General features: G+C 72.3%; 22 protein-coding genes. 14 read left to right on the forward strand and 8 right to left on the reverse strand.

Annotated elements, in window-relative coordinates:
• Positions 1-69 precede the first annotated feature (69 nt).
• The 4 genes from ACZ63E_RS10635 to ACZ63E_RS10650 are packed head-to-tail and all read right to left on the reverse strand — an operon-like array spanning position 70 to position 5418.
• Positions 70-369 (reverse strand): hypothetical protein, encoded by a 300-nt coding sequence (locus tag ACZ63E_RS10635; protein WP_465309067.1) that lies wholly within the window; start codon positions 367-369, stop codon positions 70-72.
• 49 nt (positions 370-418) lie between these two features.
• Positions 419-1414 (reverse strand): methylmalonyl Co-A mutase-associated GTPase MeaB, encoded by a 996-nt coding sequence (gene meaB / locus ACZ63E_RS10640; RefSeq protein WP_465335781.1) that lies wholly within the window; start codon positions 1412-1414, stop codon positions 419-421.
• A 3-nt stretch (positions 1415-1417) separates the two neighbouring features.
• Entirely contained in the window at positions 1418-3586 is a 2169-nt protein-coding gene (gene scpA, locus ACZ63E_RS10645) for a methylmalonyl-CoA mutase (protein WP_465335782.1), read from the reverse strand.
• Complete coding sequence (locus ACZ63E_RS10650; RefSeq protein WP_465335783.1) at positions 3583-5418, reverse strand: methylmalonyl-CoA mutase family protein; 1836 nt, start codon at positions 5416-5418, stop codon at positions 3583-3585. Before ACZ63E_RS10650 ends, scpA begins: the two co-directional genes overlap by 4 nt.
• Before the next feature lie 112 nt (positions 5419-5530).
• Here ACZ63E_RS10650 and ACZ63E_RS10655 point away from each other — a divergent pair, with 112 nt between their 5' ends.
• Complete coding sequence (locus ACZ63E_RS10655) at positions 5531-7297, forward strand: serine/threonine-protein kinase (protein WP_465335784.1); 1767 nt, start codon at positions 5531-5533, stop codon at positions 7295-7297.
• Here the strand turns inward: ACZ63E_RS10655 and ACZ63E_RS10660 are convergent.
• Positions 7294-7929, reverse strand: a complete 636-nt coding sequence (locus ACZ63E_RS10660; protein WP_465335785.1) for a MerR family transcriptional regulator — start codon at positions 7927-7929, stop codon at positions 7294-7296. The two genes, ACZ63E_RS10655 and ACZ63E_RS10660, sit on opposite strands and share 4 nt — an antisense overlap.
• Positions 7930-8041: 112 nt before the next feature.
• Here ACZ63E_RS10660 and ACZ63E_RS10665 point away from each other — a divergent pair, with 112 nt between their 5' ends.
• From ACZ63E_RS10665 to ACZ63E_RS10675, 3 genes are read left to right on the forward strand one after another with little or no spacing between them, the layout of a single operon-like run.
• The gene (locus ACZ63E_RS10665) at positions 8042-8983 is read left to right on the forward strand and encodes a hypothetical protein (RefSeq protein ID WP_465335786.1); all 942 of its coding nucleotides are present in this window, start codon (positions 8042-8044) and stop codon (positions 8981-8983) included.
• The gene (locus ACZ63E_RS10670; RefSeq protein WP_465335787.1) at positions 8980-9399 is read left to right on the forward strand and encodes an ABA4-like family protein; all 420 of its coding nucleotides are present in this window, start codon (positions 8980-8982) and stop codon (positions 9397-9399) included. The genes ACZ63E_RS10665 and ACZ63E_RS10670 overlap by 4 nt, the downstream gene beginning before the upstream one ends.
• Complete coding sequence (locus tag ACZ63E_RS10675) at positions 9396-10175, forward strand: purine-nucleoside phosphorylase (protein WP_465335788.1); 780 nt, start codon at positions 9396-9398, stop codon at positions 10173-10175. Before ACZ63E_RS10670 ends, ACZ63E_RS10675 begins: the two co-directional genes overlap by 4 nt.
• Before the next feature lie 78 nt (positions 10176-10253).
• Here the strand turns inward: ACZ63E_RS10675 and ACZ63E_RS10680 are convergent, their stop codons facing one another.
• Positions 10254-11411: a glycosyltransferase gene (locus ACZ63E_RS10680; protein ID WP_465335790.1), complete on the reverse strand. Its 1158-nt coding sequence runs from the start codon at positions 11409-11411 to the stop codon at positions 10254-10256.
• Positions 11412-11441: 30 nt separating this feature from the next.
• Here ACZ63E_RS10680 and ACZ63E_RS10685 point away from each other — a divergent pair, with 30 nt between their 5' ends.
• From ACZ63E_RS10685 to ACZ63E_RS10730, 10 genes are all read left to right on the forward strand, one after another.
• The gene (locus ACZ63E_RS10685) at positions 11442-13076 is read left to right on the forward strand and encodes a phospho-sugar mutase (protein ID WP_465335791.1); all 1635 of its coding nucleotides are present in this window, start codon (positions 11442-11444) and stop codon (positions 13074-13076) included.
• Positions 13076-13528, forward strand: a complete 453-nt coding sequence (locus ACZ63E_RS10690) for a flavodoxin family protein (protein WP_465335792.1) — start codon at positions 13076-13078, stop codon at positions 13526-13528. The genes ACZ63E_RS10685 and ACZ63E_RS10690 overlap by 1 nt, the downstream gene beginning before the upstream one ends.
• Before the next feature lie 309 nt (positions 13529-13837).
• Positions 13838-14242, forward strand: coding sequence for an XRE family transcriptional regulator (locus ACZ63E_RS10695; RefSeq protein ID WP_465335793.1), 405 nt, complete (start codon positions 13838-13840; stop codon positions 14240-14242).
• Entirely contained in the window at positions 14239-14760 is a 522-nt protein-coding gene (locus tag ACZ63E_RS10700; RefSeq protein WP_285455959.1) for a hypothetical protein, read from the forward strand. Before ACZ63E_RS10695 ends, ACZ63E_RS10700 begins: the two co-directional genes overlap by 4 nt.
• Complete coding sequence (locus ACZ63E_RS10705; RefSeq protein WP_465335794.1) at positions 14757-15887, forward strand: MAB_1171c family putative transporter; 1131 nt, start codon at positions 14757-14759, stop codon at positions 15885-15887. The genes ACZ63E_RS10700 and ACZ63E_RS10705 overlap by 4 nt, the downstream gene beginning before the upstream one ends.
• A gap of 1 nt (position 15888) precedes the next feature.
• Complete coding sequence (locus ACZ63E_RS10710; RefSeq protein WP_465335795.1) at positions 15889-17052, forward strand: amidohydrolase family protein; 1164 nt, start codon at positions 15889-15891, stop codon at positions 17050-17052.
• A gap of 88 nt (positions 17053-17140) precedes the next feature.
• Positions 17141-17530, forward strand: a complete 390-nt coding sequence (locus tag ACZ63E_RS10715) for a hypothetical protein (protein ID WP_465335796.1) — start codon at positions 17141-17143, stop codon at positions 17528-17530.
• 24 nt (positions 17531-17554) lie between these two features.
• On the forward strand, positions 17555-18844 hold the full coding sequence (hisS, locus tag ACZ63E_RS10720; RefSeq protein ID WP_465335797.1) for a histidine--tRNA ligase: 1290 nt from the start codon (positions 17555-17557) through the stop codon (positions 18842-18844).
• A 56-nt stretch (positions 18845-18900) separates the two neighbouring features.
• Positions 18901-19983 carry a HEAT repeat domain-containing protein gene (locus tag ACZ63E_RS10725; protein WP_465335798.1) on the forward strand — a complete coding sequence of 361 codons (1083 nt, stop codon included), beginning with the start codon at positions 18901-18903 and terminating at the stop codon, positions 19981-19983.
• Positions 19984-20070: 87 nt separating this feature from the next.
• Entirely contained in the window at positions 20071-20199 is a 129-nt protein-coding gene (locus ACZ63E_RS10730; RefSeq protein ID WP_465335799.1) for a hypothetical protein, read from the forward strand.
• Between the two features lie 32 nt (positions 20200-20231).
• On the opposite strand, the gene ACZ63E_RS10735 is transcribed toward ACZ63E_RS10730, so the two are convergent.
• Positions 20232-21428, reverse strand: a complete 1197-nt coding sequence (locus ACZ63E_RS10735; RefSeq protein WP_465335800.1) for a sensor histidine kinase — start codon at positions 21426-21428, stop codon at positions 20232-20234.
• A complete protein-coding gene (locus ACZ63E_RS10740) occupies positions 21425-22072 on the reverse strand; it encodes a response regulator transcription factor (protein WP_465336098.1) in 648 nt (215 codons plus the stop codon). Before ACZ63E_RS10740 ends, ACZ63E_RS10735 begins: the two co-directional genes overlap by 4 nt.
• Positions 22073-22080: the final 8 nt, after the last annotated feature.

Raw genomic sequence — 22080 nt, forward strand, 5'->3', positions numbered from 1 at the left:
CGCCGTCCTAGATGGCCGGTACCGGATCTGCGTTGAACGGCGTGCAGAACTTCGGCAACGCCGAAAACCTCAGGACTTCTTGGCCTTCTTCGACCGGATCCGCCGTCCCCAGACGACGATGCCGAGCAGGACGACCGCGACCAGGCCCGCGATCAGCTTGTTCTTGGTTTTTTCGCTGTTCGCCTTGTCGGTCTGGGTCGGGTCGAGCACCGGCCCGGGCGGCTGCGTCTGCGCGGGTACGAGCGCCGCGGCCTGCGCCGCCGACACCGACACGGTCGCCACGCGCACCGGCGACGCGACGGCCGGCGACGCGGCGAACAGCACCGCGCCCAGCACGCCGACCAGGACCAGAACCCGCAGTTTCGCCATGACGTCCCTTCGCCTCGACCAGGCATTCTGCCCGCGGAACGCCACCGCGTCAGCCACCTTGCGGTGGATTGAACGCGTCGAGGATCCGCTGAGCACCGAGGGTAGCCGTCAGCTCACCGTCTCGCACCGCCCGCTCGACGTCGGGAACGACCGTTCGCACGTCCGGATGTGCCGCCAGGCGACTCAGCAGCTGTTCGCGGACCATCGCCCACGTCCAGTCGACCTGCTGCTGACGGCGACGGGACTCGAGCTCACCGGACGCGCCGAGCGTGTCGCGGTGCTGCTCGATCGCGCCCCAGACCTCGTCGAGGCGCAGGTTGTGCAGGCCGCTGCAGGTCAGCACCGGCGGCGTCCACGACGCCTCGGGCCCGTAGATCATCCGCAGCGCGCCGGACAACTCGCGCGCCGCGCGGCGGGCGTCCCGTTCGTGGTCGCCGTCGGCCTTGTTGACGGCGATGACGTCGGCGAGCTCCAGCACGCCCTTCTTGATGCCCTGGAGCTGGTCGCCGGTGCGGGCGAGCGTCAGGAACAGGAAGCAGTCGACCATGTTCGCGACGGTCACTTCGGACTGTCCCACCCCGACAGTCTCGACGAGCACGGTGTCGTAACCCGCCGCCTCCATCAGCACGATCGTCTCGCGGGTCGCCCGCGCGACGCCGCCGAGCGTCCCGGACGTCGGCGACGGCCGGATGAACGCCCGTTCGTCGACCGCCAGGCGCGCCATCCGGGTCTTGTCGCCGAGGATCGACCCGCCGGTGCGTGTCGACGACGGGTCGACCGCCAGCACGGCGACGCGGTGCCCGGCCGCCGTCAGATCGGTGCCCAGCTGGTCGATGAATGTCGACTTGCCGACACCGGGGACACCCGTGATGCCGATGCGTCGCGCGCCACCGGACGACGGCAGCAGCTCGACCAACAGCTCCTGCGCCTGCGCCCGGTGGTCCTCCCGCTGCGACTCGACCAGCGTGATCGCCTTCGACAGCGTGCCGCGGTCACCCGCCAGCACACCCTTGGCGTAGGCGGTGACGTCGATCTTGCGCGGCAACGGTCAGGACTCCTGCGCGGTCAGCTGGCTGAGCAGGTCGATGGCGGCGTCCGCGAGCACCGTGCCGGGCCCGAAGATCGCCGCCGCGCCGGCTTCGCGCAGCGCCGGGTAGTCCTGCGGCGGGATGACCCCGCCGACCACGACCATGATGTCCTCGCGGCCCAGCTCGGCGAGCTCGTGGCGCAGCGCGGGCACCAGCGAGAGGTGCCCGGCGGCCAGCGACGAGACGCCGACGACGTGCACGTCCGCCTCGATCGCCTGCCGCGCGACCTCGGCCGGGGTGGAGAACAGCGGGCCGACGTCGACGTCGAAGCCGATGTCGGCGAAGCCGGTGGCGATCACCTTCTGGCCGCGGTCGTGGCCGTCCTGGCCCATCTTCGCGACGAGGATGCGTGGCCGGCGACCTTCCTCGGCGGCGAACTCCTCGACGAGCTGACGCGCCTTCTCGACGTTCTGCGACTTACCCACCTCTTCGCGGTAGACGCCCGAAATCGTCCGGATCTGCCCGGAGTGCCGGCCCCAGAGCTTCTCCAAAGCATCGGAGATCTCACCGACGGTCGCCTTCGCGCGGGCCGCGCCGATCGCCAGCTCCAGCAGGTTGCCGCCGTTCCCGGCGCCCTCGGTGAGCCGCCGCAACGCGTCTTCCGTCGCCGAAGAGTCACGCTCGTCGCGCAGCCGCCGCAGCTTCTCCAGCTGCTGCGTCCGGACGCCCGCGTTGTCCACCTTCAGGACTTCGATGTCCTCGTCCCCGGTGACCTGGTACTTGTTGACGCCGATCACCGGCTGCCGGCCGGAGTCGATCCGCGCCTGGGTACGGGCCGCGGCCTCCTCGATGCGCAGCTTGGGGATGCCGGCGTCGATCGCCTTGGCCATGCCGCCGGCCTGCTCGACCTCGCTGATGTGGCCCCACGCCTTGCGCGCGAGGTCATAGGTCAGCTTCTCGACAAAAGCAGACCCGCCCCACGGGTCGATCACGCGGGTGGTGCCGGACTCCTGCTGCAGCAGCAGCTGGGTGTTGCGCGCGATCCGCGCGGAGAAGTCCGTCGGGAGCGCCAGCGCCTCGTCCAACGCGTTGGTGTGCAACGACTGCGTGTGCCCCTGGGTCGCCGCCATCGCCTCGACACAGGTCCGCACGACATTGTTGTAGACGTCCTGAGCGGTCAGCGACCAGCCCGACGTCTGGGAATGCGTACGCAGCGAAAGCGACTTCTGCGACTTGGGGTCGAAGCCCTTGACCAGCTTCGCCCACAGCAGACGCGCCGCGCGCAGCTTCGCGACCTCCATGAAGAAGTTCATCCCGATCGCCCAGAAGAACGACAGCCGCGGCGCGAACTTGTCCACGCTCAGCCCGGCGTCGACACCCGAGCGGATGTACTCGACGCCGTCGGCCAGCGTGTAGGCGAGCTCGAGGTCGGCGGTCGCCCCGGCTTCCTGCATGTGGTAGCCGGAGATGGAGATCGAGTTGTACTTCGGCATGTGCTGCGAAGTGAAGGAGAAGATGTCGGAGATGACCCGCATCGACGGCTGCGGCGGGTAGATGTAGGTGTTGCGGACCATGAACTCCTTGAGGATGTCGTTCTGGATGGTCCCCGCGAGCTGCTCCGGTTTCACCCCCTGCTCCTCGGCCGCGACGACGTACAGCGCGAGCACCGGCAGCACCGCGCCGTTCATCGTCATGGACACCGACATCTTGTCGAGGGGAATCCCGTCGAAGAGCTGGCGCATGTCGTAGATGGAGTCGATGGCGACGCCCGCCATGCCGACGTCGCCGGAGACGCGCGGGTGGTCGGAGTCGTACCCGCGGTGGGTGGCCAGGTCGAAGGCGACCGAAAGCCCCTTCTGGCCGGCGGCGAGGTTGCGCCGGTAGAAGGCGTTGGACTCCTCGGCGGTGGAGAACCCGGCGTACTGGCGGATGGTCCACGGCTGGTTGACGTACATCGTCGGGTACGGGCCGCGCAGGAACGGCGCGATGCCCGGGTACGTGCCCAGGAAGTCCACATCGGACAGATCGGCGGCCGTGTAGACCGGCTTGACGCCGATGCCCTCGGGCGTCTCCCAGGCCAGCGCGTCCGGGCCCTTGCCGGTGGCTTCGTGCACCGCGCGGGCCCACGCGTCGCGGTCGCCCGGCGACGGGGTGCCGAGGCCGACGTCGGCGAAGTTCGGGATGGTCATCGCACAACTCCCAGCTTGGCGTGGAGGCCGTTGAGGACGTCGAGGGCGTCACAACCGGCGAAGACGTTGGCGTCGACGCCGTCGTAGGAGCCCTTGCCCGCCAGTAGCACGTACTCGGCGCCCAGCGACGCGGCGACTTCGGCCGCCTGCTCGGCGTAGGCGTCGTCGGTGCCGCAGAGGCAGGCGACTCGCGTGCCGCTCTCGCGGAACGCGCCCGGCAGGTCGTCGGTCGCGCCCGGGTTCACCGCCTCGATGCCGCCCGCCTGGAACAGGTTCGCGGCGAACCCGGCCCGCATGGTGTGCGCGGCGACCGGGCCCAAAGTCGCGAGGAAGACCTTCGGCCGGGCGCCGGTCGACGCGAGGTGCGCGTCGGAGGCGTCCCGCAGCGCTTCGAAGCCTTCGGCGTACCGGTGCCGTGGCAGCCCACCTTCCACAGTGGACACCACGGGCTCGCGGACCACCGGTTTCTCGGTGAGGTTCGGGAACTCGCTGACGCCGGTGAGCGGGTCACGCCGGGTGGCGATCCGCGACGAGCGCTTCTCCCACGTCGACGCCAGCCGCCCGGCCAGCGCGCCGGACGCCAGCTCCGCGACCAGGCCGCCCGCGGCCTCGATCGCCGTGAACTCGGCCCAGGCGGCGTGCGCGAGGTCGTCGGTGAGCTTTTCGACGTACCAGGAGCCGCCCGCCGGGTCGACCACGCCGGCCAGCTTGGACTCCTCCAGCAGCACCGCGTGGGTGTTGCGCGCGATCCGCGCGGAGAAGGCGTCCGGACGGCCGATCGCCGCGTCGAACGGCAGCACGGTGACCGCGTCCGCCCCGCCGACACCGGCGCCGAAGCAGGCGACGGTGGTGCGCAGCATGTTCACCCACGGGTCGCGCCGGGTGAACATCGACGGCGACGTCACGGCGTGCTGGCGCATCGGCGAGGAGAAGCCGCACACCTCGGCGACGCGGGCCCAGAGCCGGCGCGCGGCACGCAGCTTGGCGATCGTGGAGAACTGGTCGGCGGTCGCGGCGAGCCGGAACTCGAGCTGCCCGGACGCGGTTTCGGCGTCGAGGCCCGCTTCGGTCAGGGCCCGCAGGTAGGTGACGCCGGCGGCGACGAGCGCGCCCAGCTCCTGGGCGTCCGACCCGCCGGCTTCGTGGAACGGGAGGCCGTCGGCGACGATCGTGCGCACCTTCGGGTACTTCCCGGCGACACGCGCGGCCAGCGCGGCGGCCGGTCCGACGTCGGCGGCCGAGCCGGACCGCGCCGCGAGCCCGACCGGGTCGGCGCCGAGCACGGCCACGGCTTCGCTCGGCGGGATCTCCCGCTCGGCGAACAGCTCGAACAGCGCTTCCGACGCGGCTTCGTACGACGCGCCGGCGTCCAGCACGACCGGCGCGAGGTCGAGGTAGACCTCGTTCAGCGCGTCGGCCAGCGACCCGGGCGCCACGGTCAGCCAGATCGACGTCACGCCGCCTTCGAGGTCGGCGAGGATCGCCCGGTTGACCGCCCGGGCGTCTTCACCGGCGAAGCGGGCGCGGACGTCCCAGCCCGTGCTGATCTGACCTTCCGCGCGGGCGCCGCGCACGAACGGCGACAGCCCGGGGAATCCGCTGTCCGCCGGCGCGTCTTCGGCCGTGTACAGCGGCTGGATCTCGATGCCGTCGTAGGTCTTCGTGACGAGCTTGCTCTCCGGGGCGCCCTCGAAGTCCTCGGGCAACCTGCCGCTCTTGCGCAGCACCCCGGCCACGAGCTCCTGCCACTGCCCGCGCGTCGCCTGGGGGAATTCACCCGCCAGGTCGAGCTCGGAGATCGGCGCTGACTCCGGACCGGCCACTTCAGTCATAAGCAGTGATGGTAGAGGCACGCGCCGCGTCCGACCTGTGAGTCTGGTCGCGCCTAGGGGTTCACCCAGTGCAGGTTAGGGGCCGCTCGGCCGCGTACGCCACAATTGGCGGGTGCCCTCCTCGAGCGAAGAGAAACGACTGGTCGCCGGTCGGTACCGGCTGCGTTCGGTGCTCGGCTCCGGGTCGATGGGCACCGTCTGGTCGGCCTACGACGAGTTCCTCCACCGGCAGGTCGCCGTCAAGGAGATGAAGGTGCCGCCGGGCATCCCGTCGTCGCAGGCGGACGAGCTGCGGGAACGCACCCTGCGCGAGGCGCGCGCGATCGCCGTGCTGTCTCACCCGAACGTGATCATCCTGCACGACGTCGCCCGCGAGAACGACCAGCCGTTCGTGGTGATGGAGCTGCTGCCCTCGCGCAGCCTGGCGCACATCCTGCGCGACCACGGGCCGCTGACGGTCGAGCAGGCCGCCGCGATGGGCATCGCGGTCGCGTCCGCGCTCGAGGCCGCGCACGCCGCCGGCATCACCCACCGCGACGTCAAGCCGGGCAACGTGCTCGTGGCCAGCGACGGCCGGATCAAGCTGACCGACTTCGGCATCGCGCGCAACGTCTCCGAAGCCACCATGACGCGGACCGGGATCATGCTCGGCTCGCCGGCCTACATCGCGCCGGAGGTCGCCTCCGGTGGCGCCGTCACGCCGGCCGCGGACCTCTGGGGCCTCGGCGCGACGCTCTTCGCCGCAGTCGAGGGCGCACCGCCGTACGACGCCGACGGCGACCCGCTGGAGACCGTCGGCAAGGTGGTCAACGGGAAGGTCCCCAAGCCGAAGGCCGGCCCGCTCGCCGACGTCATCAGCGCGCTGATGCGCAAGGAGCCCGGCAAGCGGATCACGCTGCGCGAGGTCCGGCACCGGCTGTACCCGCTGCAGACGAAGACACCGCTCGACCTCTTCGGTCCGGAGCTGTTCCACACCCCGGACGGCAAGAAGACGTCGGCGCAGCCGGACGCCAGCGACACCCAGGTGATCAAGACCGTCCTGCCGGAGAAGGCGGAGAAGAAGGCCGAGGAGTCGAGCAGCGAGCTCGCCACCGACCCCGGCCCGCTGCCCTTCCTGCGGCCGCCCACCCCGGCGCCCGCACCGGCCCCGGCGCCCGCGCAGACGGCCGCGACGGTGTTCGTCCCGCCGCCGCCGCCGCGGCCCGGACGCCGTGGCGCACGGGCCACGACGGTGCTCGTCGCCGTGGCGATCCTGCTCTTCCTCCTCGCCGCCGGCGGCGGGTTCGCGCTGGCCAGGACGGTCGGCGGGCAGTCGCTACTGCCGCCGGACAGCGTGCCGCGCAGCACGTCGAACGGCCCCACCGACGTGCCGCCGCCGATCCTCGTGCACCAGACCGGCGACGCGAGCTACGTGACCGGCAACGGCGGCCAGTTCGAGCTCGACGTGCCGGACGGCTGGCAGAAGTTCGTCGCCCCGCACAACACGGCGCGGTTCGGGGTCAGCCTGGCCGTCCAGTACGTCTCGCCCGACGGGCGCCGCTCGCTGCGGCTGGAGCGGCTGGCGGACTACTTCCCGAAGTTCGACGACGACGAGTACCTCACCTGGCTGAAGCAGTCCTACCCCGGTGACGCCTTCGAGCTCTTCCCACCGGCGCCGCTGCCGGACGGCAAGGGCCTGACGCTGACCTACCGCCTGGCCGAGCGCGGCACGCTGCCCGAGAGCGACGGTGGCGGTGGCACCCGCGTGACGTTCATGAACCTGGTCCAGGCCGGCACCAGCCTTTGGCTCCTCTCGGTCACCGCGCCGTCCGAGCAGGAGGACGCGGCCCGCCGGGACGTCTTCGACCGCGTCGCGGCCACCCTGAAGGTCACCGACTAGCCGGGCGGGCGCCCGAGCACCTCGCGGGAGACCTGCGCCTGGGCGAGGTGGCGCAGGCCGCTGAAGATCCGGTCGCCGAGCACCGTCGCGACCAGCCCGGCCTCGATGATCCGGTCGTAGGAGGCCAGGCCCGTCACCACCTCGACGTCGAGCTCCGCGACGCGCAGGGCCAGCCGGACGTAGTCCTCGAGCCGTTCGGCCAGCTTCTCGTGCCCCAGCTCCTTCGCCGTGGCGAGCGCCGCGACGACGTTCGCGACCGTCGCGTCCTGGCGGTCGTAGGACTCCCAGCCGCTGCGCAGGGCGATCTCCTCGAGCCGCTCGGACGCCCAGTCGGCGGCCGCGCCGGAGACGTCCGGGGCCGGGCCGGCCAGCTCCTTCTGGACGACGCCCATCGTGTCGTGCGGGGTTTCGCGGGCGTCGATCGCCTCGAGCACGGCGCCGACCGAGGCCAGCGAGAGCCCGCCGACCTCGGTGAGCGCCTTGATCAGCCGCAGCCGCTGGACGTGCCCCGCGGAGTAGCGGGCCTGGTTGGGGCTGGTGCGCTCGCCCGGCGGGAGCAGGCCCTCGCGCAGGTAGAACTTGACGGTCGCGACCGGGACGCCCGACTCGGCGCTCAGTTCGGCCATCCGCATGCGTGTCCGCTCCGATCCCAGGGTCGCCTCCGGGGCTTCCCTGAAGACTTCTCAGGATGGATAGCTTAGCTTCCCATAGCGGAGAGCTTGACTATCCATTCTGGGAGGAACCATGACCATCCTTGCCGACGTCCGGACCAGAACCCGCGGGTGGCACCGGCCGCCCGCCCTCGCCGCGGCCGCCTTCGGGGTGGTGGCCGTGCTGTGCGTCGCCGCGCTGCTGCTCGACCAGCGGACCCTGGGCGGCGCCCCGATCTGGGCCAAGCCGTTCAAGTTCGCCGTGTCCGGCGCGCTCTACTTCGCGAGCTGGAGCTGGCTCGTCTCGCTGCTGCCGCGCTTCCGGCGCACGGCCCACTGGCTGACGAACTTCCTCGTGCTGATCTTCGCCACTGAGTACGTCCTGGTCGTGTTCCAGGCGGTGCGCGGCCGGGCCAGCCACTTCAACCACGCGACCCCGCTGGACTCCGCGATCTACGACACGATGGGCAAGATGATCGCCGCGCTGTGGGTCGCGACGCTCGCCCTGACCGTGCTGGTGATGTTCACGAAGCCGGCGGACCGCGGGACCTTCTGGGCGGTTCGCGCCGGCACCGTGCTCTCGCTGATCGGCCTCGGCCTGGGCTTCCTCATGACGAGCCCGACCGCGCAGCAGCTCGCGCAGTGGCGGGCGGGCGGCCCCGAAGACGTCATCGGGGCGCACACGGTCGGGCTCGCCGACGGCGGTCCCGGCCTGCCGATCCTCGGCTGGAGCACGGTCGGCGGCGACCTGCGGATCCCGCACTTCGTCGGGATGCACGCGCTGCAGGCGCTGCCGCTGCTGGCCGTCGCCCTGCTCGCGCTCGCGTCGCGGTTCCCGCGGCTGCGGGACGACGTCGTCCGCGCGCGGCTTGTGCTCATCGGCGCGGCCGCCTACGCCGGGCTGCTCGCGCTCGTCACCTGGCAGGCGCTGCGGGCGCAGTCGATCGTGCACCCGGACGCCGTGACGCTGGAGGCGTTCGTCGCGCTGGTCGTGGCCGTCGGAGTGGGTTCGTGGGCGGCGGTGCGGTCGCGATGACGCTGTTCAGCCTGGCCTTCCCGCTGGCGACGCCGTTCTGGGCGCTGCTGATCCTGGCGCCCAAGTGGCGCTGGACGGCGCGGATCATGGCGTCGCCGTGGGTGCCCCTGCTGCCGCTCGTCTGCTACTTCGCGCTCGAACTGCCGCACTTCGGCGAGTGGGGGCGGGCGATGCTCTCCCCCGACCTCGGGGTGCTGCAGGGCCTGCTCGCGACGCCGTGGGGCGCCGGGCTGGTCTGGGCGCACCTCATCGCGTTCGACCTGTTCGTCGCGCGGTGGATGTATTTCGAGGGGCGCTCGGTGGAGCTCTCGCCGTGGGTCGTCAGCCCGATCCTGGTGCTGACGATCTTCCTCTCGCCGTTCGGGCTGGTCGCGTTCCTGGTGGCCCGGAGCGGGCGGATACGCTCGCGCGCATGACTGAACAAGAGGCCGCGGCCGCCATCGCCGAACGCACCGGCGTGGACGCGCACGACATCGCGGTGGTCCTGGGGTCGGGCTGGCGTCCGGCGGCGGACGTCATCGGGGAGTGCGAGACGGAGATCCCGTTCGCCGAGCTGCCCGGCTTCACCACGCCCGGCGCGGTGGGCCACGGCGGCACCATCCGCTCGCTGAAGATCGGGGACAAGAACGTCCTGGTCATGCTGGGGCGCACGCACTTCTACGAGGGCAAGGGCATCGACCCGGTGGTGCACAACGTGCGCACCGCCGCCGCGGCCGGCGTCCGGACGGTGCTGCTGACGAACGCGGCGGGCGGCCTGCGCGAGGGCTTCCGGGTGGGGCAGCCGGTGCTGATCGCCGACCACCTCAACCTGACGGCGCGCTCCCCGATCGTCGGCGCGAACTTCGTCGACCTGACCGACCTGTACTCGGCGCGGCTGCGGAAGATCGCCCAAGAGATCGACCCGTCGCTCGAGGAGGGTGTCTACGCGGGCCTGACCGGGCCGCACTTCGAGACGCCCGCCGAGATCCACATGCTGCGCACGCTGGGCGCGGACCTGGTCGGCATGTCGACGGTCCTGGAGGCCATCGCGGCCCGCGCGGCGGGTGTCGAGGTGTTCGGGCTGTCGCTGGTGACGAACCTGGCGGCGGGCATGACCGGTGAGCCGCTGAACCACGAAGAGGTCCTGCAGGCGGGCCGTGAAGCGGCGACCCGCATGGGCTCGCTGCTCCGCGACCTCGTCACCCGCGCCTGACCCAAGTACGAGCTTTCACGTGAAAGCTAACCGGAGTTACGATCTCCGTGTCGCTTTCACGTGAAAGCTCCACTCGGGTCAGGCGAAGGTGGGGAGCTGGGCGGCGACCTCGGCCGGGGACGGCATCGCCGCCACCTCGGCCGCCAAGGCCCTCGTCGCGTCGCGGACCGCGGTGTCCGTCAGGAGGCGACGCGCGTGCGTGGCCACCGCTTCGGGCGTGACTTCGGCGGCGAGCAACCGGGAGCCGACGCCCGCCGCCACGACCGCGTCCGCGTTCGAGAACTGGTCCGCGCCCTGCGGGAGCAGCAGCTGCGGGAGACCCGCGCCGAACGCGCCGAGCGTCGTACCGCTGCCGCCGTGGTGGACCACCAGGTCCACGTGCGGGAGCAGCTCCGACTGCGGCACCCACGCCTCGAGCCGGACGTTCGACGGCACCTCGCCGAGGGTCGCCGGGTCGACCGTCGGGCCGGTGGCGACCAGGACGTCGGCGTCCAAACCGGACAGACCGGCGATCGCCGCGCCGAGCACCCCCGCGTGGCCCATCGCCGTGCCGAGCGTCAGGTAGACCAGCGGCCGCGTGCGATCGAGCACGCCCGCGGGCAGCTCACCCGGCTCGCTCCAGCCGACCGGGCGCAACGGCACCCGCGTCGCCCGCGCCACGAACTCCGGGTCCTGCACCGACTCCGGGCAGATGTCGACGAACGGGCCGCCGAACGTCAGGTCGTCCCCGAGCGTCAGGCCCAGCGACGCGGCGTTGGCGCGGATCGCCTCGCGGATCTCCGCCACCATCGGGTCGGCGCCCGACTGCTTGCCGAACCCGTGCGCCACCACGGGGATCCCGGCCTTCATCGCCGCGAACACGCCTCCCGAGTTGCCCGACTCGGCGACGACCAGGTCCGGCCGGGCCCGCTCGAACAGCGGCAGCAGGTCGGCGACGAACCGCCCGGGCATCAGCTCGCCGAACACCTTCGCGACGATCGGCCGCAGCACCTCCGGCGGGATCTCGCCCGGCGCCCGGTGCGGTCCCGGCGGCGCGGCGGCGAACGCCTGGCCGAACGCGTCCTTGAGGGCGAGCCCGGCGGCGGCCGTCTCGAGCCCGGCTTTTGTCAGCTGTGGCAGGAAATCTTCCGAAGTGGCGAAGACGACCTCGTGGCCCGCGTCGCGCGCGGCGACCGCCAGCGGGACGAGCGGGAACGTGTGACCGAAGGACCCCAGTGAGGTGAAGAGCAAGCGCACTCCCCCGACCCTAGCCCGTAGGCTGGCGCGGTGACTGTGACCTCCACGCTGCGGGACGCCGCCTACCGCTGGATCGCCGACGACCCGGACGACGCCGCCCGCGCCGAGCTGCAGGACGTGCTCGCCCGGGCGCTGGGCGGGGAGCCCGGCGCGGCCGAGGAGCTGGCCGACCGGATGGCGGGGCCGCTGGAGTTCGGCACCGCGGGGCTGCGCGGGCCGGTGCGCGCGGGGCCGAACGGGATGAACGTCGCCGTGGTCACCCGCACGACCGCCGGGGTGGCGCAGTGGCTGACGGCCCACGGGCACGCCGGCGCGCTGGTCGTCGTCGGCCGGGACGCGCGCCACGGCTCGGAAGCCTTCGCGACCGCGGCCGCCGAGGTGCTCACCGCCGCCGGGTTTGCCGTCAAGGTGTTCCCGAAGCCGTTGCCGACCCCGGTGCTCGCGTTCGCCGTCGGGCGGCTCGGCGCGGTGGCCGGGATCCAGATCACCGCGTCGCACAACCCCCCGGCGGACAACGGGTACAAGCTCTACGACGCGACCGGCGGGCAGATCGTGCCGCCGTCCGACGGCGAGATCGAGCGCGCCATCCAGGCCGCGCCCGCCGCGGTGAGCGTGCCGCGCGAGCCGGGCGAGCAGGTCGTCGACCTGCTCGACAGCTACCTGGCCGAGGTCGCGGCCCTGCCGCTGGGCCAGGAGCGCGCGGTGCGCGTGGCCGCGACGGCGTTGCACGGTGTCGGAGCCGACACGCTGCGCGCGGCGTTCGAGCGGGCCGGGTTCACCGACCTGCACCTGGTGGCCGCCCAGGCGTCCCCGGACCCCGACTTCCCGACGGTGTCCTTCCCGAACCCGGAAGAGCCGGGCGCGACGGACCTGCTGCTGGCGCTGGCGTCCGATGTGGACGCCGACCTGGCCATCGCGCTCGACCCGGACGCCGACCGCTGCGCGCTGGGCGTGCGGGAGCGGGACGGCTCCTGGCGGATGCTGCGCGGCGACGAGACCGGCGTGCTGCTGGGCTCGACCGTGCTGTCCACAATGGACCGGACGCTGCTGCCGGACCCGCTGGTGGCCACGACGATCGTGTCGTCGTCGATGCTGGGCGAGATCGCGAAGGCCGAAGGCGCGCGGTACGCCGAGACGCTGACCGGGTTCAAGTGGCTGGTCCGCGCCGGCGAGGGGCTCGTCTTCGCCTACGAAGAGGCGCTCGGCCTGTGCGTCAACCCCGGGTTCGTCCGCGACAAGGACGGCATCGCCGCCGCCACGCTCGCGGCCGGGCTCACCGCGCGGCTGAAGGCCGGCGGCCGCACCCCGCTGGACGTCCTCGACGAGCTGGCCCAGCGCCACGGCGTCTACCTGACCGACCAGGTTTCGCTGCGGGTCACCGACCTCTCGGTCCGCGGCCGGCTGATGACGAAGGTGCGCGAGACCCCGCCGTCACGGCTCGGCGGCGTCGACGTGGCGCTGGAGGACCTGCTGCCCGACGCGGACGTGCTGCGCCTGACCGGCGAGGGGGTGCGGGTTGTCGTGCGGCCGTCCGGCACCGAGCCGAAACTGAAGGCGTACCTGCAGGTCGTCGCGCCGGTGACGGACTCGCTGGCGGACGCGCGGGCCGCGGCGCGGGAGCGGCTGACGGGGCTGCGGGCCGAGGTCGAGGGGCTGCTCGCCTGATGCCGAGGCTGCTGGTCGTGCACCACACGCCGTCACCCTCGACGCAGGCGCTGTTCGAAGCGGTGCTGGCCGGCGCGACGCACCCGGACATCGAAGGGGTGGAGGTGGTCCGCCGGGCGGCGCTGGCGGCCACTTCTTCCGACGTGCTCGAAGCCGACGGCTACCTGCTGGGCACGCCGGCCAACCTCGGCAGCATGAGCGGCGCGTTGAAGCACTTCTTCGACACGGTCTACTACCCCTGCCTGGACTCGACGCGGGGTCGCCCGTTCGGGTACTGGATCCACGGCAACAGCGACACGGCGGGCACGGAACGCCAGCTGCTGGCCATCACCACGGGGCTGGCCTGGGAAAAGGCCGCGAACCCGGTGGTCGTGACGGGTGAGCCGGACAAAAAAGCGCTGGCGGCGTGCACCGAGCTGGGCGGCACGCTGGCCGCGACGCTGATGGCTTGAGGACCCCGGAAAAAAAGTAAGGGGCCTGTCACCGGAAGCCCTGGGGGTCGACCTCCGGCAACAGGCCGTGACCAAGGGATCGCCGCGAGGGCGTTCGACCTTGGTCCCCCAAGCGTACTACAGACGGCCGATCATGACGAGTCGGCGGGCAGGACAACCTCTCGCCGGGCTGGTTCCGTACACCCCCAGGGTACGGATCGCCCGGCGAGAGGCGAGCCAACTGTAAACCACTGCATACGATATCTGTCAACATGTGCGTACAGTGGTTTCCCGGCTAGAATTTTCACAGTGGAAACCTAGGGGGCGGGTATGGCACGGGAACGCACCTTCGCGGAGCGCCTGAGCACCCTGATCGAGGCAGCTCGGGTGGACGGCCGTGCGCCGCACAGCTACCGGGAGATCTCGGCCGCCGTCGAGCGCGCGGGGGGTCCGGCGATGTCGCCCGCCTACCTGCAGCAGCTCGCGACGGGCAAGCGGGTGAACCCGAAGATCCACTACGTCGAGGCGCTGGCGAGACTGTTCGGGGTGCCCGTGACGTACTTCTTCGACGAAGAGGCCGCGGCGGCGCCGGCCGGCGAAGTGCAGCTGATGGCGATGCGCGCGCAGGAGCTGTCCCCGCAGGGCCGCCGTCAGGTGATGGACCTGCTGGAGCTGGTCGAACGCTACGAGCGGGCCGAACGCGAGGGCCGGAACCCGGAGGACGCACCGCGATGAAGGAACGCGAGCTGCGCCGCCGCTGCCGGAAGCTGCTGAAGCAGCTGGACATCGGGCCGCCGCTGGACGTCGAGGTGCTGTGCGCGCGGCTGGGCGAGCAGCGCGGGAAACCGATCCGGCTGATGGCGTACCCGCTGGAGGTGCCGGGGCCGTTCGGCTGCTGGATCGCGACGTCGTCGGCCGACTACATCTTCTACCAGGCCGAAACGACCAAGTCGCACCAAGACCACATCATCCTGCACGAGCTCGGCCACATGCTGGCCGACCACCACCCGCACGGCGACGCCGAGCCCGCCGACTTCCTGCGCGGCCCGGCTCCCGATCTTGACCCGGATGCCGTACACCGCGCACTGCGTCGTTCGTCCTACGATGACGCGCACGAGTGGGAAGCCGAAACGGTCGCGACGATCATCCTCGAGTGGGCGTCCGTCCTGAACTACACGATCCCCCGGCGCGCCGCTGACCGGGATCTCCGCCGGATCCAGGGGGCGCTCGGCGATCACCAAGGGTGGTTGTGAGCACACTTTTCAGCCCAGTCAACTTGATCGCGCTGGTGCTGTTCGCCGTCGCGCTCGCGTGGCGGATCTACCAGGTGCAGCGCGCGCCGACGGTGCCGAACTGGGCCGTCACCGCGTGCGTCGCCGGCTTCGCGCTGGCCTTCCTGCTGCAGCAGCCGGTGCTCTCCGACGAGGTCGACGCGCTCCTCGGCCTCGGCGCGGCGCGCGTGGCGAACAACGCGCTGCTGGCGTGCGCGGTCTGCGCGCTGGTGATCTTCTTCCTCGGCTCGGCACTGGGCCCCGTCCGCCGCTACGGCCGGGTGGTCGCCGAGCTGGTCCCGCTGGGCGCGGCGATCACGCTGATGGTCGTCGCGATGGACCTGACCCCGCCGGAGCTGCGCGGGCTGCCGCTCGGGCCGTCGACCATCCACGACAGCGGGGTCGCGCTGTTCTACCTCGGCGCCGGTCTCTACCTGATCTACGGGCTCATCGCCTGCACCGCGTGGATCGTCCGGTACCTGCGGGTGGCCGACCGCGACCTGCGGATCGGGCTGAAGCTGGGTGCGGTCGGCCTGGCCAGCGCGGCGGTGGGCAGCGTCTTCCGCGCGCTGTACATCGTGGTGGCGTGGGCGTTCGGCCCGGTCGTGAAGATCCTGCTGCTGCTCGGCGTGCCGTTCGTGATCGTCGGCGGCCTGCTGTTCCTGGTCGGCGTCACCTACCCCGGTGTGCGGGCGCGGGTCTCGGCGCTGCGGCGCCGGCGGCAGCACCGGCGCGAGCACCAGGCGCTGGGTCCGTTGTGGACAGTCCTGGTGCAGGCGTTCCCCAGCATCGTGCTGCGGACCCCGCCGCGCCGGCGCACGGAGCTGCTGTCCCCGCGCAGCATCCACCGCGTCTACTACCGCCGGGTGATCGAGATCCGCGACGGCCTCGTGCAGCTCTCGCCCTACCTGGACGCGGACTTCGGCGAGGTGGTCGCCGCCGATCCCGGCGCCGCGGCGGCCGCGTTGAAGACGGCGCTGCGGCGGCACGCGGCGGGCGAGGAGATGGACGGCCGCGCCAAGCAGGTCCTGCCCGCCCGGGCGGACGACATCGAATCCGACGTCCGGCCGCTGCTCGCGCTGTCGGCCGCGATGGAGAACGGGGCGTGACGTGGACGTCGTGATCACCGCGGGCCGGGTGCTGCCACGGCCGTCGACCCCGATCGAGGACGGCGGCGTGCTGGTGCGCGACGGCGTGCTCGCCGCGGTGGGCCCGCGCGCGGACGTGCTCGCGCAGGCGCCCGGCGCCGTCCGGCACGACTTCCCCACCGGGACGGCGCTGGCCGGACTGTTCAACGTCCACGCGCACCTGGCTTTTGACGCCTCCCGCGAGATGCTGGCGCACTTCGAGGACGCCCCGGACCCGCTCGAGGGCGCGCGCACGCGGCTGTCGTCGATGCTGGCCAGCGGGGTCACGACGGTGCGTGACCTCGGCGACCGCGACCACCTCGGCGCGGCCGTGCGCCGGTCGTTCGCGGGCTCGGCCGCGCCGCGGCTGCTCGTGTCGGGGCCGCCGATCACCGTGCCGGGCGGGCATTGCCACTTCTTCGGCGGCGAAACCGCGTCCGACAGCGACATCCGCGCGCGGATCGACGAGAACGCGGCGGCCGGCGCGGACGTGATCAAGGTGATGGCCAGCGGCGGCCAGATCACCGAGGGCGGCGCGGACATGTGGGAGTCGCAGTTCGACACCCGGCAGCTGGCCCTGATCGTCGAGCACGCGGCGTCGCACGGACTGCCGGTGGCGGCGCACGCCCACGGCGCGGACGCGATCTCGGCCGCGGTCGAGGCGGGCGTCTCGACGGTCGAGCACTGCAGCTTCCTGACCGGGCCGCGGACGTTCGACCGCCGTGCCGACGTGGCCAAGCGGATGGCGGCCGACGGGATTTCGGCGTGTTCGACGAGCAGCCGCAACTGGCGGATGATCGTCGAGAAGCTGGGCGACTCCGCCGCGGAGGCGATGTACGGGCGGCTGCCGTGGCTGGAGGAGCACGGCGTCCGGCTGCTCGCGGGCACCGACGCCGGGCTGCCGGGGTCAGTGTTCGACGACCCGGTCGGCGCCCTGGAGCTGTACGAATGGCTCGGCTTCCCGCGGCGGCGGATCCTGGAGATCGCGACCGAGGACAGCGCGGCCGGGCTCGGCCTCGGCGCCGTGACCGGACGGCTGGAAGCCGGGCTCGCGGCGGACGTCCTGGTCGTCGAGGGTGACCCGCTGGCGTCGCTCGCCGCGCTTCGGAACCCGCTGCTGGTGCTGGCCCAGGGCCGCTCCGCCTGATTCCACGATCGGGGAATGCCTGGTTTGGTGACACCGTTTTAAAACAGTGTTACCGTAGGTCTGCCCACCCCGGAGAAGGAGTCCCCCGATGCACGGACCCACCCAGCTGTTCACGGTGATCGCCCTGGTCTCGCTGCCGACCGTGATGTACGGCGGTTACGCGCTGATGGGCGTCATGCGCGACCGGAAGCTCACCGAACACCAGCGCGCGATGTTCCGCGCCGGCCACGCGCACGCCGGCGTCCTGCTGATCCTCGCCCTGGTCGCGCTGCAGATCCTCAGCCGCACCACGCTGTCCGACACGACGTTGTGGATCGCCTGCTTCCTGCTGCTGTTCGGGGTGCTCGCCCAGTCCGGCGGGTTCTTCGTGCACCTGATCCCGAACAAGGGCAGGCTCGGCGGCCGCGTGACGTCCGCCGGCGCGGTGCTCCTGGCCGGCGCCACGCTGCTCACGGCGTACGGGGTCGCCTTCGCCTGAGCGCCGGTCGTTAAGCTGGGTGACGTGCCTGAATACCTGCCGACCGCGCCCTACAAGGGGACCCGGGACTTCCTGCCCGCCGAAATGTCCGTCCGGACGCAGGTGTTCGGTCATCTCTACGACGTCCTCGAGCGCCGTGGCTTCCTGCGCTACGACGGCCCGATCCTCGAGTCCGCCGAGATCTACGAGCGCAAGTCCGGCCAGGAGCTGGCGGACAAGCAGCTGTACACGCTCACCGACAAGGGCGGGCGGCGGCTGGCACTGCGTCCGGAGATGACGCCGTCGGTGGCGCGGATGGTCGCCGGGAGCGCGAAGTCGCTGTCGTTCCCGGTGCGCTGGTACAGCCACCCGAACTGCCACCGGTACGAGGCGCCGCAGCGCGGCCGGGTGCGCGAGCACTGGCAGATCAACGCGGACATCTTCGGCTCGGACAGCGCCAACTGTGAGATCGAGATCTTCGAGCTGGTGCACGACATGATGGCCGCGCTCGGCGCGACCCCGGACATGTTCGTGCTGCGCGTCAACGACCGGAACCTGCTGACGTCGGCGCTCACCGACGTCGCCGGGGTGTCGGAGGACCACCTCTCCCAGGTGTTCGCGCTGGTCGACCGCTGGGAGAAGTACCCCCGCGAGAAGCTGGCCGAGGGCGCGGCCGAGATCGGGCTGTCGGACAAGCAGTTCGTGAAGCTGGCCGAGACGCTCGACATGGGCGAGGCGCTGCTCGACGAGCTGCCCGCCGAGGTGCGGGAGCAGTCGAACCTGGTGAAGGTGCTGAACAGCAGCGCGGGTTCGCTGGTGAAGTACGAGCCGATCATCGTGCGCGGGCTGGCGTACTACACGTCGACCGTGTTCGAGGTCTTCGACACCGCACCGGAGAACCGCCGGGCCCTCTTCGGCGGCGGCCGCTACAGCGACCTCGCGTCGATGTTCACCCCGCAGCAGATCCCGGGCATCGGGTTCGGCATGGGCGACGTCACGCTGATCGACTTCCTCGAGACGCACGGCCTCACCCCGGCGCCGCGCAGCGAGGTCGACGTCATGGTGATCCCGGTGACCGAAGACCTCTCGGACGCGGCCCGCTCGGTGGCGGCGTCCCTGCGCGCCGCGGGGCTCCGGACGTCGACCCCGATCGAGCACCGCAAGCTGGGCAAGGAGCTCACCCGCGCGGACAAGGCGGGCGCGGCCGCAGTGGTGATCGTCGGCCAGGAGGACTGGGCGGCCGGGAACGTGACGGTGCGCAGCCTCGCGACGCGGGAGCAGAACCCGGTCGCCGTCGCGGAGGCCCCGGCGGCGGTCCAGGCGCTGCTGGCCTGAAATCGGTTCGACGCCCCCTCGGCGCACAGGCATCCTGAGCGCCGAGGGGGATGCCGATGTACGAAGAACCACTGACCGCCGCGAGCCTGCGTGCCCTCGTTGCGGGGGATGTGCGCGAGTGGGTGGCCTACGACCTCGCCGTGCGGCGCTGGTGGCGGCCCACCGGCCTGCCCGGGGTGCGTGAGCTGGGGCGCCGGCCGCCGCGGGAGGTGCTGGCCGAGGCCGCCTGCCACGGCAACGGCCACCTGCGCCAAGCCGCCGTCGAGCGGCTCGCCCACAGCACGGATCCCGAGGCACTCCCCCTCTTGCTGGTCCGCTGCGTCGACTGGGTCCGGCCGGTCCGGGAGGCGGCCCGCGCGGCCGCGCTGGCCAAATTGGATCCGGCGGCCACGCGGTCGATGCTTCCGCTGATCGCCGTACTGGGCCGGCGCCAGGTCGACGACTGGGCGGTGACGCTCTTCCGCCAAATCTTGGCCGGCTCGCTCGATGCCGCGCTGACTTTGGAGGACAGGGAGAGCCGTCGCTGGGCGCACCACGAAGCGATCGGGCTCCTTTCGCGCGAGCGGCTGCTGGACATTTCCCTGCGGGACCGGGACTTCGTCGTCCGCGCGGTGTGCGGCAACGCGCTGCTCGACCGCGGCGAATGCGTCGAGGAGCTGCTGGCGGGTGGGCCGCCGAAGGTCCGGATGCGGGCGCTCACCATGGCCGGCGACGCGGAGGCGCACCTGGCCGACCGGACGTCGGCGGTCCGCTCGATGGCGCAGGCCCTGGTGCTCAAGGCCGGCGGTGATCCGGCCGCGCGCTACCGCACCATGCCGGTGTCGTTCGGCATGCTCGCCGGGCTCGGCGAGACGGGCACCGCCGCCGACGCCGGGCTGCTGGCGGGCCTGCTCACCGACGACCGCCCGCGGATCCGGCGGGTGGCCGTGCGCGGCCTGCGCCGGATCGCCCCGGAGTCGGCGGCGGTCGCGCCGTTGCTGACCGATCCGTCCCCCGCGGTGACCCGGCAGGTCGTGGAGTTCCTGCGCGGCAAGCCCGCGCTGGTCGGCGAGCCCGCGCTGCGGGACCTGCTGGCGCCGGGACGGCCGGTCCACACCCGCCGGGCCGCCGCGGCGTTGCTGCGCGACCGCGACACCTAGCTGCGCCTGCACACGGACCTCACCCTGCTGGCCGACGCCGACCTGGGCGCCGACGCCGAGCAGGACCTGCACGCCTGCCGCCAGCACATGGCCGGCGTCTACACCAAACCGACGGCCCGGCTGCGGGCCGAGATCGAGGCCGCGTGCGACCACCTCGACCCGGCCCGGGCCCGCGGAATCCGTTTCCTCCTGGGTTCCGCGAGATACCGCGCGTGACCAGAGCCGGAACTCGCGAGTTGCGGGGCTGATCACGCGAGATCGGCGCGCAGGAGCCGGAGGGTGAACGTGGCTCCGTCGCCGGGACGGCCCGCGGCCGCGATCGTGCCGCCGTGGCCCGTCACCACCTCGCGGACCAAGGCCAGGCCGAGGCCGAAGCGGCGGCCGTCGCCGTCGGAACCTCGGGCGAAACGCTCGAAGATCCGTTCCGCGTCGGCTGACGGAAAGCCCACTCCGGTGTCGCGGATCCGCAGCTCCACGTGCTGCTCGTCCGGGACACCCAGCCAGACCTCGATCGAGCCGCCCGGCGGGGTGTGGCCGAGCGCGTTGTCCAGCAACGCCGAAAGCACCCGCCGCAACGCCGTCGGCACGCCCTGGACGACGTACGGGCGCCGCTCCCGGGTCACCGCCAGCCGGACCCGGCCCTCCCCCGCGCGGACCGCCTCCGCCGCGACCGCTTCCTCCGCCAGCACCCCCAGCTCGACCGGCACGAACTCCGGCCGGGCGCACGCCCGCGCCGACAACAGCAGGTCCTCGACGACTTCGCCGAGCTCCCGCGTGCCGCGCACCAGCTGGTCGAGGTCGTCCGCGTCGCGTCCGGACGCGCGCCGGGCCAGCAGCTGGGCGCGGGTGTGCAGCCGGGTCAGGGGCGCGCGCAGCTCGTGGGACGCGTCCGCGACGAACGTCCGCTGCCGCCGCAGCGCATCGGCCAGCGGCCGGATCGCCCGGCAGGCCAGCACGCGCCCGCACAGCACCGCCGCGACCAGCGCGAGCAGCTCCGCGACGCCGAGCCCGAACAACAGCGACGAGCGGTCCTGGATCTGGTACAGCTCCTCGAAGAACGCCTCCGAGACGACACCGCCGCGGTTCTCCACGCGGATCGTGTACGTCATCGCGCCGATCTGCCGCCGTTCCGTGTGGACGTCGCCGGGCGAAGGCGTCAAAGCGGTCAACGCCGGAATCGGCATCCCCGCCGGCGGCCGGCCCGCGGGCGCGTGCAGCGCCGGCGTGAACAGCCAGACGCAGCCGGGCGGGGTGGTGGCCGGGCCCAGCTCGATCGTCCGGGCCAGCGTCCGGTCGGCGTCGGCGTGCTGACCGGACAGCAACATCCCGTACGCGATCCCGCCCGCCACCGCCACCAGCAGCGAAACGACCACGGCGATCTGCGCGGTGATCGCCCACCGCGCCCGCCGCAGCGCGCGCTCCTCCGGGTCGCCGCGGGGTCTCACACCGCGCCGATCTGGTAACCGAGCCCGTGCACCGTCCGGACGACGTCCCGGCCGAGCTTGCGCCGCAGGTAGTAGACGTAGGTGTCCACAATGGACTCACCGGTCGAGTCGGCGAAGACCCGCGTGCGCAGCGCCGCCCGCGGGTGGATCGCCTTCGGCCGCTGCGCCAGCGCCCGCAGCAGCTCGAACTCGCGCCCGGACAACGTGATCCGCTCCCCCCGGGGCAGGACGACCTCGTGCCGCTGCAGGTCGAGCGCCGCCGCGCCGAGTGGCAGGCACTCCGCGCCTTCGAGGTCACGGCGGCCTAGCGCGCGCAGCCGGGCCAGCAGCTCCTCGGCCTCGAACGGCTTGACGAGGTAGTCGTCGGCCCCCGCGTCGAGCCCCTGGACGCGGTCGGCGAGCTCCCCGAGCGCCGACAGCATCAGGACCCGGGTGGTCACTGCGCGCGCCCGGAGCCGGGCGAGCAGCTCGAGCCCGTCCAGCACCGGGAGACGGCGGTCGATGATCATCACGGCGTACTCGCCGGTGAGGCCGAGGTGCAGCCCCCGCTGGCCGTCGTGGGCGGCGTCGGTTTCGTAGCCTTCCTCCGCGAGCAGCTCGGCGAGCATGCCCGCGAGGTCCCGGTCGTCTTCGACGAGCAGCACCCTCGTTT

This window comes from Amycolatopsis sp. NPDC104819 (assembly GCF_055583145.1).

Coding starts and splice junctions, on each gene's coding strand:
- ACZ63E_RS10635 (WP_465309067.1), bottom strand. CDS start 369: ATGGCGAAACTGCGGGTTCTGGTCCTGGTCGGCGTGCTGGGCGCGGTG.
- scpA (WP_465335782.1), bottom strand. CDS start 3,586: ATGACCATCCCGAACTTCGCCGACGTCGGCCTCGGCACCCCGTCGCCG.
- ACZ63E_RS10650 (WP_465335783.1), bottom strand. CDS start 5,418: ATGACTGAAGTGGCCGGTCCGGAGTCAGCGCCGATCTCCGAGCTCGAC.
- ACZ63E_RS10660 (WP_465335785.1), bottom strand. CDS start 7,929: ATGCGGATGGCCGAACTGAGCGCCGAGTCGGGCGTCCCGGTCGCGACC.
- ACZ63E_RS10665 (WP_465335786.1), top strand. CDS start 8,042: ATGACCATCCTTGCCGACGTCCGGACCAGAACCCGCGGGTGGCACCGG.
- ACZ63E_RS10670 (WP_465335787.1), top strand. CDS start 8,980: ATGACGCTGTTCAGCCTGGCCTTCCCGCTGGCGACGCCGTTCTGGGCG.
- ACZ63E_RS10675 (WP_465335788.1), top strand. CDS start 9,396: ATGACTGAACAAGAGGCCGCGGCCGCCATCGCCGAACGCACCGGCGTG.
- ACZ63E_RS10690 (WP_465335792.1), top strand. CDS start 13,076: ATGCCGAGGCTGCTGGTCGTGCACCACACGCCGTCACCCTCGACGCAG.
- ACZ63E_RS10695 (WP_465335793.1), top strand. CDS start 13,838: ATGGCACGGGAACGCACCTTCGCGGAGCGCCTGAGCACCCTGATCGAG.
- ACZ63E_RS10700 (WP_285455959.1), top strand. CDS start 14,239: ATGAAGGAACGCGAGCTGCGCCGCCGCTGCCGGAAGCTGCTGAAGCAG.
- ACZ63E_RS10715 (WP_465335796.1), top strand. CDS start 17,141: ATGCACGGACCCACCCAGCTGTTCACGGTGATCGCCCTGGTCTCGCTG.
- ACZ63E_RS10725 (WP_465335798.1), top strand. CDS start 18,901: ATGTACGAAGAACCACTGACCGCCGCGAGCCTGCGTGCCCTCGTTGCG.
- ACZ63E_RS10730 (WP_465335799.1), top strand. CDS start 20,071: ATGGCCGGCGTCTACACCAAACCGACGGCCCGGCTGCGGGCCGAGATC.